This window comes from Rhodothermus profundi (genome assembly GCF_900142415.1).
In the GTDB taxonomy this organism is placed as follows: Bacteria; Bacteroidota; Rhodothermia; order Rhodothermales; family Rhodothermaceae; genus Rhodothermus; species Rhodothermus profundi.
In genome coordinates this window covers 95,840-108,863 of the sequence record NZ_FRAU01000005.1, presented here as the reverse complement: position 1 = coordinate 108,863, position 13,024 = coordinate 95,840, and the positions used below count along the sequence as shown (strand labels likewise).

Sequence of the window (13,024 nt, the reverse complement as noted above, 5' to 3'; positions counted from 1 at the left end):
AGATTAGCGGACGCGCATGATGGTAGACTACCGGGTTCGGGCACGAATTTTTGCCGGGGTGATTGTTCTGCTGCTCGGGCTATTGCTGCTTCGGCTGGCCCAGATGCAGCTCTGGCAGGCCGAGCTGTATGCAGGTGAGTCGCGCAACAATGCCGTGCGCGAGCAGCGCGTCATGCCGGCCCGGGGTGCCATCTACGACCGTAACGGCGTGTTGCTTGTTGACAATGCGCCCGCCTATTCGCTGTTGATTACGCCCCGGTATTTTGACCCCAGGAATATTCCCCTGCTGGCCCGGTTGTTGGAAGTGCCTGACTCGGTAGTAGCCCGTCGGCTAGCGCAGGCTCGCGCCTGGAGCGCCTATCGTCCCAGCCGGGTGTTTACGGACCTGTCGTTCGAGACGTTCAGTCGGGTGGTTGAAAACCTGTACCGCCTGCCTGGCGTCCAGTACGAAATTGACCAGCGTCGACGCTACCATACGCCCGCCCGCGCAGCGCACGCCCTGGGTTACGTGCGCGAGATTACCCGCACCGAACTGGAGCAGCTTCGAAGCGAGGGCTATGTGATGGGGGATCGTATCGGCAAGGCAGGGCTGGAGAAGTTCTACGAAAAGGCGCTTCGGGGCGTGCCAGGACGCGCCTTTAAGCTGGTCAATATCCATGGGCAGGAGATCAAGCCCTACCGCGAAGGAGCCGAGGATGTGCCGCCGATCAGCGGCTACGACTTATACCTGGGGCTGGATTATCGCGTGCAGGCTCTCGCCGAGACCCTCTTTGTCGGTAAACGAGGGGCTGCGGTAGCGCTCGATCCGAACAGCGGGGAGATCATTGCCCTGGTGAGCATGCCGGACTTCGACCCTGCATTGCTCTCCGGGCCTATTGATCCGGAAACCTGGCGCTACCTGACCATGAGTCCTGAAAAGCCGCTGTTCAACCGGGCCACAATGAGCGGCGTCCCGCCCGGGTCAACCTGGAAGCCCTTTATGGCACTGGTGGGGTTGCAAGAAGGCGTAATTACGGCGCGCAGCACCATCTACTGCCCAGGCGGCTATCGGCTGGGGCGACGATTTTTCCGGTGTCATGGAGGGGCGCACGGATCGCTCAGCGTGCGTGAAGCCATTGAAAAGTCCTGCAACACCTTCTTTTTTACGGTAATGATGCGCCTTGATGTAAACACGCTCCGGCGCTGGGCCAATCGTTTTGGGTTTGGCGTGCCCATTCCTATGGATATTGCAGAGCAAAATCCTGGCCTGATTCCCGACTCAGCCTATTACAACCGGCGCTATCCTAACGGCTGGACGGCCGGCTACACGATCAACCTGGGCATCGGGCAGGGCGACATGACCGTAACGCCGATGCAACTGGCCCGCTACGTGGCTGCTATCGCCAACGGCGGTACGCTCTACCCCCCTCATCTGGTCCGCGAGCTTGTGCATCCGGAGACCGGCGAAGTGCTGAAACCGCAGTTGCCCCCTCCTGAACCCATCCCCATTAAACCCGAACACTTTCAGGTTGTCCGGGAAGGCATGCGGCGCGTGATGGAAAAAGGGACGGCCCGGTGGGTGCAGATCCCCGGCATTCCAAGTGGAGGGAAGACGGGTACCGCGCAGGCTCCCGGCGGCCGTAAGGACCACTCGCTCTTTATCATGTTTGCTCCCTATGATGATCCGCAAATAGCCATTGCCGTGCTGGTGGAAAATGCAGGTTTTGGCGCTACCGTTGCGGCTCCTATCGCCAGCCTTATGGCGGAACTGTACCTGACGGGAAAGGTGGCTGCTACGCCTCAGCGCCGCTATATGCTTGAGCACGTGCTCCGCCAACGAAGTCAACCGCTGGACGCACCCGCCCTTACCCAGGCCGCTTCGCAATAGTCCTATGGCTCGTCTTGCTCGTAAACCGGATGTGCTGCTTATGCTCCTATGGGCCGCCCTGGTAATAGCGGGGCTGGTCGCTCTTTATAGCACGACGCACGGCCCTGCTGCCGAATTTCTTTCACAGAACGTGCAGGATAACTTTGAACGGCAGCTCCTCTGGGCCGGTCTTTCACTGGCTGCGCTGGGCGTCGTATTGTTGTTGCCCGCCCGCTTTTTCCAGAGCATGGCCTATCCCATTTATGGCGCAACCATTGCGCTACTGCTGCTCACGCTGGCCGTTGGACGCGAAATCAATGGGGCAAAAGCCTGGCTCTACCTTGGTCCCATCGGTTTCCAGACGTCTGAACTGGCCAAAGTAGGGACCGTGCTGGCGGTTGCCCGCTTACTGTCAACCCGTCAGGCACGCATCGACACGGTCCGTTACGCTCTGGGCGCTGTAGGGCTTATCCTGGTGCCTGCTGCCCTTATCATCGGGCAGAACGACATGGGAACGGCGCTGGTCTTTCTGGCCCTGGTTCCCATTATGCTCTTCTGGAGCGGCCTTCCGGTTGCCACAGTGCTGCTGGTGATCTCGCCTGCGGTAGCAGGCTACCTGACGCTTATCTCCTGGCCGGCGGCCGTGGCATTTGCCGTGCTCTTTACGCTGGGCATCTTCTGGCATACGCGCGAAACGTACATGGGCGCGCTTGCAGGACTCTTTACCGGGGGAACGGCCGCTGTGGCGTCCTTCGCGCTGGCCTATGTGCTGAAGCCCTATCAGTTGGCCCGTGTGCTTTCGTTTACCAATCCTGAAGCCGAAGCCTATCGTCAGACGTACGGTTTTCACCTGGTGCAGTCCAAAGCTGCCATTGGTTCGGGTGGCCTCTGGGGTAAAGGATTTATGCAGGGTACGCAGACGCAGGGAGCCTACGTGCCCGAACAGTCCACCGACTTCATCTTCAGTGTGATCGGAGAAGAGTTTGGTTTCGTCGGGGCGGCGCTGGTGCTGGTGCTTTTTGGGCTGTTGCTGGTGCGGCTCATTCAGCTTGGCACGCAATGCCGCCATCCTTTCGGGCTGATGGTGGCAGCCGGTGTGGCGGGGGTGATTCTGGTGCACGTGTTCATCAACATCGGGATGGCAACAGGGCTATTGCCCGTAATCGGCATTCCCCTGCCTTTCCTGTCCTATGGAGGGTCGTCGCTTCTGGCCAATACCTTGATGTTAGCGGTTGTGCTCAATCTGCATCTGCGGCGCGACGACTTTTCAATCTTTGTCTGAACTTGCGGGGCCGCTTTTTTGTAGATTCGCGCCGGTGTCGGTTGAGGAAAACTGTCCAACAGCAATGAAAGCATACATTGAAGCAGCGCTCCGCCAGGTGTTGCGCACCCTTGAGGGCGTGCCGGAAGATTTCCGGCCGGAACTAGAAAAACCCAATAATCCCGCGCACGGTGATCTGGCCACGAATGCGGCCATGCAGTTGGCCCGATATCTGAAACGGCCTCCGCGCCAGATCGCCGAGGAAATTGCGGAGCGGTTGCGGGCGCTGCCGCTCGACCCGCGGCGCGTTGCCTCCGTGGAAGTGGCCGGTCCTGGTTTTCTGAACTTCCGCTTTGCCTCGGACTACCTGATCCAGGTGCTGGCCGATATCCTGGAAGCCGGTGAGCAATATGGCCGGAGCAACCTGGGAGAGGGACGGCCTGCCATCGTGGAGTACGTCAGTGCTAACCCCACCGGGCCGCTCACGGTGGGACATGGTCGGAACGCCGTGCTGGGCGACACCATTGCGAATTTGCTTGAGTGGATCGGCTACCGCGTAACGCGCGAGTACTACTACAACGACGCCGGTCGCCAGATGCGCGTGCTCGGCGCGTCGGTGCGGGCGCGCTACCTGGCGCTGGTCGATCCCCAGCTTCCCACTAAAAAAATCCAGGTGGCCGAAGGAGAATGGGTAGAAGTGCCCGAACCCTTTCCCGAAGACGGATATCTGGGCGATTACATCATTGACATTGCCCGGCGCCTCTATGAGCAATGCGGCGACGCGCTGCGTGATGTGGAAGACCTGACGCCCTTCAAAGAAGCGGCTGAAAAGGCCATCTTTGAAGAGATTCGACGCACGCTTGCCCGTCTGGGCATTCATATGGATAGCTTCTTCAACGAGCATACGCTCTACGAGAACGGCAGCGTATGGGAAGTTGTCGAGGCGCTTCGCGAAAAGGGGTATGTTTATGAGAAAGACGGAGCGGTCTGGTTCCGCACCAGCGCGCTGGGTAAGCACCAGGACACGGTGCTGGTCAAGCGGACGGGCGAGCCCACGTATCGGCTGCCCGACATTGCCTATCATATAACCAAATTTGAGCGAGGATTTGAGCGTATCGTCGATGTCTTTGGCGCCGACCACATCGCCACGTATCCCGATGTGCTCCGGGCGCTGGAGGTGCTCGGCTACGACGTACGAAAGGTGGATGTGGTCATCTATCAGTTTGTTACGCTGGTGCGAGGAGGGGAACCGGTGAAGATGTCTACCCGCCGGGCTACTTATGTAACGCTTGACGAATTGATGGATGAGGTGGGCGAAGACGTTACCCGCTTCTTCTTTTTGATGCGCTCCCCGAACACGCATCTGGAGTTTGATCTGGACCTGGCGCGCGAGGTCAGTGAAAAAAATCCGGTCTTCTACTTGCAATATGCGCATGCGCGCATTTGCTCTATCATGCGGAAGGCCAGCGAGGTGGGGTTGACGGAACGTCCGAATCCAGACCTGACGCTGCTCCGCCACGAAGCCGAAACGGGACTGATCAAGGAGCTGATGCGTTTCCCGGAGGTCATTCAGGAGGCGGCACGGACGTACGAGCCGCACCGCGTGGCCACGTATTTGCGTGAGGTAGCGGTTGCCTTCACAAAATTCTATGACCACTGCCGCATCATTGGGGAGCCTGAGCCGCTGGCGCAGGCGCGTCTGGCGCTGGCGCGGGCAACGCGCCTGGTCCTGGCAAACGGCCTGAACGTGCTGGGCATCTCCGCACCGGAACGCATGTAGCATGGCACGCAAACTCACCGTAGCCTTCCAGGGGGAACCAGGCGCCTTCAGCGAAGAGGCGATCTGGGCCTACTTTGGCGCGGCGCAGGTTGAACCGGTACCGCTGCCAGACTTCGAGGCGGTCTTCGAAACGCTGGAAAAGGGTCAGGTAGACCGGGCCATGATTCCGATCGAAAACTCGCTGTTTGGCAGCGTGCACGTCAACTACGACCTGCTGCGGGCGCATGCCGTAAGCATTGTCGGCGAGCTGGAGCTGCGCATTCGGCATCACCTGCTGGGACTGCCGGGCAGTCGCATCAAGCAGATTCAACGGGTTTACTCGCATCCCCAGGCACTTGGCCAGTGCCAGGCCTATTTGCGCACCCACCTGCACCATGCAGAAGCGATCCCCGCGTATGACACGGCCGGAGCTGCCCGCATGGTGGCCGAAATGAACGACCCGAAGGCGGCGGCCATTGCTGGATTACGGGCAGCGGCCAAATATGGGCTGGAGGTGCTGGCTTCGGGCATTGAGAGCCACCCGCAGAACTATACGCGTTTTCTGGTGCTGGCGCGCGCTGACATCGAGCCCCCCAAAGGGCCTCCGGGAACGATGAAAACATCGATTGTGTTTGCCCTGCGCGAGAACGTGCCAGGCGCCCTGTTCAAGAGCTTAGCTGTGTTCGCGTTGCGCGATCTGGACCTGTATAAGATTGAGAGCCGCCCTCTGGTAGGGATGCCCGGTAGCTATCTGTTTTATCTGGATGTGGCGGGCTCTGTGCACGAACAAGCCGTGCAACGCGCACTGGATCATCTGGCCGAGGTGGCAGCCTTTGTGCGCGTGCTGGGCTCGTACCCCCGGGGTAGACGTGTCGACTGAGCGAAGGCGATGTCGTTAGCGTATAGCATACGCGAAGGACTGGCCGGACTGCGTCGGGCGCGCTTTGCCACCGTGGCTGCCACAAGTGCGATGACGGTGGCGCTGGTACTGATCGGACTGTTCGCCGCTGTGGGCTATCATGCGCACCAGGTAACAAACTGGCTGCGCCAGCGCGTCGGGGAAATTGAAATCTTTCTGGAAGACGACGTAGACGAAAACGTAGCGCGCGCGCTCTACGCCCGCGTGCAGGCGATTCCTGGCGTGGCCGAAGCCCGCTACATCTCACGCGAAGAAGCCCGGCAGATTTTTCTGGAAGAATTTGGCGAGGAAGGGGAAGTGTTTCTGGACGAGCCTTTTCTACCTGCTTCCATTCGCGTGCGCTTTGAACCTTCCATGGCCGCGCCCGATACGCTGGCCCGCATGGTCGCCTGGCTGTCAACCTGGAATCATGTTGATGAGGTGGTCTTTAACCAGCCCCTGCTGCTCAAGGTGCAGCAAAATCTGCGGCTGATCTCTCTGGTCGGGCTGGCCCTGGGGCTTCTGGTGGTGCTGGCGGCTATCTTTCTGGTAGCCAATACAATTCGTCTGACGGTCTATGCGCGGCGGTTGCTTATTCGCACCATGAAGCTGGTGGGCGCCACAGACCGTTTTATCCGACGGCCTTTTGTGATTGAAGGCATGGTACAGGGGCTTGTGGCGGGTCTGCTGGCTGCCGGGATTGTGGCGTTGTGCTATCAGTTGGTAGCAGGCTACTTGCCTCAGCTTGAAGGGGATCACGGACCGTTCCTGCTTGGCCTGCTCGGAAGTATTGTGCTGGCCGGAGTGATGCTGGGCTGGTTCGGGGCCGCCTGGGCCGCGCGCCGCTTCATCCGGAGGGTGCCCCTGCACTGAAGCAGCAGAAAGGCTCTCTGGCATTGTAAGCTTATCGATCCGGGCGTATCTTTCCAGACGCACACACCGGGGCCCCTATCATGAGCAAGGCACACGCTTCCATGGTGCAGGCCGGTCTGCTGGGCTTGCTGGTAGGGGTGATGGCCTGTCGGCAATCACCCGGCGTAGGCCAGACGGAAGAGGGGACGCTCCTGCCTGGCGTGGCCCAGGCAACCGACACGCTCCAGCGCGGTGTTTTGCTGGCCGGCCGTGCGCTGGTGCTGGAAGGGCTGAGCGGACGGGTTGTGCTCCGAGGAACCCCTGAAGAGGTGGCCCGCCTTACCTTTATTCGGATAGGGCGAGGCGCCAGTGAGGCCGCCGCCCGCCGGACGCTGCGCGAGATAAAGCTGCATGAGGAAGGCACAGCGCGCGTTTTCCGGTATCGAATGGAAGCCCGGCAACCTGCGCTGGCACAGGTGCATGTGACGGGCCGTGTGCCGCGCAACGCTCGGGTCGTCGTCAGACGCTCCGGGGGCAACGTGCAGCTGGTAGGCCTCGAAGGTCCTCTGCAGATAAGGCTGGCGGCAGGCGAGGTGCATGTGCGCGGAGCGGCTGACAGTCTGGACGTCCACCTCCAAAATGGATCGGTTTCGGTGCATTTCCGGCGGGTGCCAGTTGATGCGATCGTAACGGTCCAGACCGCAAACGGAGACCTGTGGCTGACGCTTCCGCCGAACGCCGACGTGCAGGTGCGCGCCGAAACGGAAGCCGGTGCCGTGCGCGTCGAAGGGTTGCGTTTTACCGAACGACAACTGCACCCCCGCGGTGTTGCCGGCGCGCGCTTCGATGGGCGGCTCGGACAGGGACGCGCGCGCGTGATGCTCCAGACAGAGCACGGCGATATCGTGTTACGGGGCAGCGGACCCAACGGTCTGCTGCCCGCGGATACGCTGTTGCGCCCTTTACCACCGGACACGGTGCTTCAGGAACCCGGAGCTCCGTAGCGCAGCACGGCTACGTAATGCAAGGCACTGCCCGCCAGTACGAACAGGTGCCAGATAGTGTGATGAAAAGGCAGGCGGTGCCAGCGATAGAACAATACACCGCCCGTGTAAACCAGACCACCAGCTATGATCAGCTCCAGGGCTCCTGGCGGTAAATGGCGCCACAGCAACGGGAGCATCAGTACGGCCAGCCAGCCCAGGGCCACGTAGAACGCAGTAGAAAGACGGGGAAAACGTCCGGTGAACAGCCCCTCGAAAATCATCCCGCTCAGAGCCAGCGTCCAGACCACGCTAAGCAGCACCAGGCGCCAGGGCATGGGCACGTAAGCCACCAGAAAGGGCGTGTAGGTGCCGGCAATAAGCAGATAAATCGCCACATGGTCAACAACGCGCAGCCGCTGCTTACAGGCCGGCTGGCGCACGCCGTGGTAAAGCGTAGAGGCCAGATACAGCAGGATCAGGCTAAAACCGAAGACCATACTGGCGATCCGTTGCGGAAGGGTACCGCTGCCGTTTGATTGCCAGAGCCAGCCTGTTCCCAGGAGACTTAGTAGCAATCCGATACCATGGGTCAGGGTATTGAGGCGTTCTTCCATCGACGCTTGCCAGGAAAATGCAGCGGGCAGTGAACTTTTTAAGGCACAACCCGTTTGGACTCAAAAGTATCCAACCCTCACACGCAAATCAGGAGCGTACATCGTGGCACAGGCAAAAGCAGGCGACCACGTCAAGGTTCACTACACCGGTCGCCTTCAGGACGGCACCATCTTCGACTCGTCTCGGGACCGTGAGCCGCTCGAATTCACCCTGGGCGAAGGCGAGGTCATCCCCGGCTTCGAACAGGCGGTTATCGGCATGGAGCCCGGCGAGACCAAGACGGTCACCATTGCGGCCGAAGACGCCTATGGCCCTCGGCGCGAAGATCTGCTCATTGAGGTCGGACGCGATCAGGTAGCGCCGGATCTGGAACTGGCTGTCGGGCAACAACTACAGCTTCGGCTGCAGGACGGCCGCGTCATTCCGGTTACGGTAGCCGCTCTGACGGACGAAACCGTAACCATTGATGCGAACCATCCGCTGGCTGGCGAAGATCTGACCTTCGAAATCGAACTAATCGCTATCGACTGATAGGTCTCTGTGCTGTTTGCCAGCAAACCGCTCTCCTCGGAGAGCGGTTTTTTTGTTGATAGAACGCGCACCGGCCTCCTTCCTCAGAACCCATACAAACTTCACATCCTGCCGGCACTTTCTGTCAGAGAAATTTGTTAATTTAGACAACGTCTAAAGAAGGCCGGTGGTAAGATGTACGAGAAGCTGAAGGCATTCTGGAAAGCGGCGCCGGAGGGTTTTTCCTTTCATCTGCTGCCGGGACGTGGGCAGTACAAGTATTTCTTGGAAGGCAAAGGCTGCCGGTTGGGGGTCCTCTTCGAGGACACGTTGCATGTGTATTACGAGTGGCTGACGGAGGACGGCGAGCCGGTGCCTTATGGACCGGAGCTGCGCTATCGGTGGATGCCCAAGCGTGAGCTGGCGCGGTTGATTCTGGAAGGGGTGTGGGAGGTAACAGAAGCTCGTTCAGACGTGGTGCCCCTCTGATCAACGTCCGGCCAGTTCGGCGGCTTCTTCCAGTCGTACGCTGACCAGGGTCGAAACGCCTGGCTCCTGCATGGTGACCCCATAGAGTCGGTCGGCCAGCTCCATGGTGCGCAGGTTATGGGTGATCAAAATGAACTGCGTGTTGTCGGAGAAGCTGCGTAGCAGGCGCATAAATCGTTCGACGTTCGCCTCATCCAGCGGCGCATCTACTTCGTCGAGGATGCAGAAGGGACTGGGTTTGGTCAGGTAAAGGGCAAAGAGCAGGGCGATAGCTGTCAGGGCTTTTTCGCCGCCTGAGAGCTGGGCGAGGGTGCTGGGGCGCTTACCACGAGGACGGGCCAGGATTTCAATGGGCGATTCTAATGGATCGTTCGGGTCGGTCAGTTGCAGGTCGGCGTGGGCATCACCGCCAAACAACTCCCGGAACAGTTCCTGAAAGTTGCGCCGGATGGTTTCGAAGGTTTCCAGAAAGCGGGCCGCGGCGGTCTGATTGATTTCCTGGATGGTGGTTTCCAGGGTGGCTTCGGCTGATTCCAGATCCTGCTGCTGGGCCAGCAGAAAGTCGAGCCGTTCTTTTTCCTGCTGATACTGTTCGAGCGCCAGTTCATTGACGGTGCCGAGGTGGGCAATGCGGCGGCGGAGCGTTTCGATCTGGGCGCGGGCCGCCGGCACGTCGAAGTCGGCAGGAGGAGCGGGTAGCTGGGCTGGATCGGCAATGCCCAGGTGTTCGCGGGCATGTTCGGCCAGACCAGTCAGACGCGTGCGCGTTTCTGCCAGCTGCACCTGATATTGACGCTCCTGCTGCTGCGCTTGCTCGTAGGCACGCCGCAGTTCTCGAAGCTGGCGGTCCTGGCGTTCGTAGGTGGCGCGTAGCGTGAGGAGTTGCTGGCGCAGCTGCTGCACTTCGGCCTCCCGGGGCGGCTGCTCTGTAGCCAGTCGGGTGCGTTCTTCCAGGAGGGTCTGCAGACGTTGACGATCTGCCTGGAGGCGCGTTTTCAGTTGCTGGAGTTGCCGGGAGCGCTCTTGCTGGCGGCGTTGAAGTCCTTCCAGCCGTTGCTGGAGTTGCTGGCGTTCCCGTTGTAGATTGTTCAGCCGGTTGCGCATCTCAGCGGCCTGGAGCTGTGCCTGATTCAGTTGTTCCATGGTGGTTCGGTAGGCCGCTTCCGCCTGTTGCAGTGCCGTTTCGGCTTCCTGCAGCGTGGTCTGCCGGTGGACTACTGTCTGTTCGGCCCGGGCCAGGGTTTTCTCCAGCTCCTGCATTTCGGCTGCGAGCGCTGCCTGTTCCTGGTGCAGGTGCTGTTGGCGCGCTTCCAGGGTTTGCAGACGCTGGCGCAGCGTTTCACGGGTAACTTCTTGCCGGGTAGCCTGCTGTTCCAGAGAGCGCAGGGTCTGTTCGGCCTCGCGCAGCGCCTGCCGGGGTTGATCCAGGGGCAGGGCCTGCAGTTGCCGGTTCAGAGAAGCCTGTTGGTCACGAAGGCGCGCAATGGCTGCGTGGAGCCGTCGCGCTTCGCTTTCCAGGGCGGTGAGGCGTTCGCGACGGTCGAGCCGGCCGCTGAGGGGGGAGCGTGGGGCCTGGGGACTGCCGCCGTGCCACCAGCTTCGCGTGTCGATCCATTCACCGCGGGGAGTGAAAAAGCGAGCGGGTTCCGGGGTAGTGCGGGCCAGCCGATGGGCTGTTTCCAGGTTTTCGACGAGGTAGGCGCCGTGCAGTAGCCATGCGGCCAGCGGTTGGAGATCGGGGTGTGCCAGGCGCACCAGATCGAGCAGAGGGCGAGCGCCGACCAGTTCAGGCAGCGGAGGAGGATCGGGCAGGCCTTCCAGCACGATGAAGGTAGCGCGGCCTTTTCTGGCCTCGCGGAGTAACTGGAGCGCCTGTCGGGCTTCGTCCCGGGTAGCCACGACGATCCAGGTGGCCCGTTCCCCGAGGGCAGCATCCAGCGCCGGTTGCAGTTCAGGCGAGATGCCGATCAGGTCGGCTACGGTCTGGAGGGGTGCGTCCGTCCAGCCTGCTGTATGTGCCAGAAAGGGGACTGCTTCTGGAAAGTCTTCGTAGGCTGCGAGTACCTGTTCCAGCAGGCGCGCTTCGGCCTGGACAGCCTCCAGGCGTCGCTCCAGTTGATGTCGTTCCGCATCACAGGCCGCGATGGCCTGACGCAGTTCATGCCGACGGGCCTCCAGGGCCTCCAGCTCCTGGCGCAGCGTTGCTATGGTTTGCCGGGTAGCCTCGCATTGGCCCAGCGTTTCGGTGCGGGAGGCTTCCAATTGCTGGAGTTGTGCCTGCAGGGTTTGTTGTTCAGCTTCGAGGCGCTGGCGTTCCTGGGCCAGGAGTTCGCGGCGGTTGCTCTGGCGGTCGAGTTGCCGACGTGTTTCGTGGAGGGCCTGCTCGGCCTGTTGCAGGTGCTGGCGGGCTTCCTGGACGCGCTGGCGTTGCTGCGCGAGGGCGTGTTGAGCGGCTGTGCGAGCTTCACGGGCCTGGTGTAGCGCCGCCTCGGCGGCTTCATAAGCCGGGGCGACTTCCTGAAGGGCCTGCTCGGTGGCGCGCAGCCCCTGTTGCAACCGCTGCTGCTGACGCTTCGCCTCCTCGGCTTCCCGCTGGAGGCGTTGCTGTTCATTTTGCGTGGTCTGCAGGCGTTCTTCCAGCAGGCGAGTTTCACTTTCGAGCGACTGGAGCTGGTGCTGAAGCTGGTGAAGGCGTTCCTGCGCCGTTTCCAGAGCGGTTTCGGTCTGCAGGATCTGTTGCTGGAGGGTGGTGTGTTCAGCTTCGAGCGATTCGTAGCGGGTGCGGGCTTCGCGCAGGCGCGTCTGCACTTCGCGGAGCAGCTCGGCGAGCGCCTTTGTCTGCTCGTGGAGTTGGTCGTAGTCGTGGCGCAGGAGGGCCTGTTCGAGCGAGCGGAGTTCGTCGCGGTAGCGGCGGTAGCGTTCGGCCCGATCGGCCTGTCGTTTGAGGGTCTGAACCTGGCGCTGGACTTCTTCGATCAGGTCGCGCAGGCGGGTCAGGTCGTTGCGCGTGGCGTCGAGTTTGCGGAGCGTCTGGGTGCGGCGCAGCTTATAGCGGGTAATGCCAGCGGCTTCTTCAAAGAGATGGCGGCGGTCCTGGGCATTGTCGGAGAGGATCTCCTCGATCATTTTCAGTTCGATGACCGAGTAGGCGCCGGCCCCCATGCCCGTGTCCATGAACAGCTCTTGGATGTCGCGCAGGCGGCAGGGCGTGCCGTTCAGCAGGTATTCGGACTCGCCGGAGCGGTAGAGGCGGCGACCGATGGTCACTTCGCTGTAATGGAGGGGCAGGATACCGCGCGTATTTTCGATGGTCAGCAGCACTTCGGCCATACCGACGGGCCGGCGGCGGGCCGTGCCGTTGAAGATCACGTGCTCCATGCGTTCGGAGCGCAGCACGCGGGCGCGCTGCTCGCCGATGACCCAGCGGACGGCATCGACCAGGTTCGACTTACCGCAGCCGTTAGGGCCTACGATGGCCGTGATGCCCTCGTCGAAGTGCAGGACCGTCCGGTCGGCGAAACTCTTGAATCCTTGCAGTTCGAGCTTGCTCAGGTACATGGCCGTCCCCTCATGCAGGCCGCCCAAAATAAGGCCGAGCAGGGAGCCCGAGCAAGCATAAAGTTTTAATGAGGGGAAGCCAGAAGGGATTGCTTGCGACATCTCTGCTGATTATTAATGCTATCACAGGTTGTTTTATCAGATCTTTCTGGACAGATCAAAAAGGGCATGAAGACAGATCGGCTTTGGCTCGGTCCTTTCTTTTCAGCAGTCCTGGTATGTCTGGGGATAAGTCTGGGCGCTTCTGTAG

General features: G+C 60.9%; 10 protein-coding genes. 8 read left to right on the top strand and 2 right to left on the bottom strand.

The features are described from left to right. Positions 1 to 16 precede the first annotated feature (16 nt). The 6 genes from mrdA (at position 17) to BUA15_RS08420 (ending at position 7,620) form a co-directional block, all read left to right on the top strand. Positions 17 to 1,867, top strand: a complete 1,851-nt coding sequence (gene mrdA, locus BUA15_RS08445) for a penicillin-binding protein 2 (protein ID WP_245771986.1) — start codon at positions 17 to 19, stop codon at positions 1,865 to 1,867. A gap of 4 nt (positions 1,868 to 1,871) precedes the next feature. After that, positions 1,872 to 3,128, top strand: coding sequence for a rod shape-determining protein RodA (gene rodA / locus BUA15_RS08440; RefSeq protein WP_072715546.1), 1,257 nt, complete (start codon positions 1,872 to 1,874; stop codon positions 3,126 to 3,128). Positions 3,129 to 3,192: 64 nt separating this feature from the next. Continuing rightward, positions 3,193 to 4,887, top strand: coding sequence for an arginine--tRNA ligase (gene argS, locus BUA15_RS08435; RefSeq protein ID WP_072715545.1), 1,695 nt, complete (start codon positions 3,193 to 3,195; stop codon positions 4,885 to 4,887). A 1-nt stretch (position 4,888) separates the two neighbouring features. Next, positions 4,889 to 5,746: a prephenate dehydratase gene (gene pheA / locus BUA15_RS08430; protein ID WP_072715544.1), complete on the top strand. Its 858-nt coding sequence runs from the start codon at positions 4,889 to 4,891 to the stop codon at positions 5,744 to 5,746. Between the two features lie 9 nt (positions 5,747 to 5,755). Further along, positions 5,756 to 6,637: a cell division protein FtsX gene (locus BUA15_RS08425; protein ID WP_072715543.1), complete on the top strand. Its 882-nt coding sequence runs from the start codon at positions 5,756 to 5,758 to the stop codon at positions 6,635 to 6,637. 80 nt (positions 6,638 to 6,717) lie between these two features. After that, positions 6,718 to 7,620 (top strand): DUF4097 family beta strand repeat-containing protein, encoded by a 903-nt coding sequence (locus BUA15_RS08420; RefSeq protein WP_143149591.1) that lies wholly within the window; start codon positions 6,718 to 6,720, stop codon positions 7,618 to 7,620. Here the strand turns inward: BUA15_RS08420 and trhA are convergent. After that, positions 7,599 to 8,216: a PAQR family membrane homeostasis protein TrhA gene (gene trhA, locus BUA15_RS08415; protein WP_072715541.1), complete on the bottom strand. Its 618-nt coding sequence runs from the start codon at positions 8,214 to 8,216 to the stop codon at positions 7,599 to 7,601. The two genes, BUA15_RS08420 and trhA, sit on opposite strands and share 22 nt — an antisense overlap. Before the next feature lie 103 nt (positions 8,217 to 8,319). Between trhA and BUA15_RS08410 the strand changes: the two genes are divergently transcribed. Both BUA15_RS08410 and BUA15_RS08405 read left to right on the top strand, forming a co-directional pair. After that, positions 8,320 to 8,748 (top strand): FKBP-type peptidyl-prolyl cis-trans isomerase, encoded by a 429-nt coding sequence (locus tag BUA15_RS08410; protein ID WP_072715540.1) that lies wholly within the window; start codon positions 8,320 to 8,322, stop codon positions 8,746 to 8,748. A 174-nt stretch (positions 8,749 to 8,922) separates the two neighbouring features. After that, positions 8,923 to 9,216: a hypothetical protein gene (locus BUA15_RS08405; protein ID WP_072715539.1), complete on the top strand. Its 294-nt coding sequence runs from the start codon at positions 8,923 to 8,925 to the stop codon at positions 9,214 to 9,216. Here BUA15_RS08405 and smc read toward each other — a convergent pair whose 3' ends face one another. Beyond that, the gene (gene smc / locus BUA15_RS08400; RefSeq protein ID WP_072715713.1) at positions 9,217 to 12,774 is read right to left on the bottom strand and encodes a chromosome segregation protein SMC; all 3,558 of its coding nucleotides are present in this window, start codon (positions 12,772 to 12,774) and stop codon (positions 9,217 to 9,219) included. Positions 12,775 to 13,024: the final 250 nt, after the last annotated feature.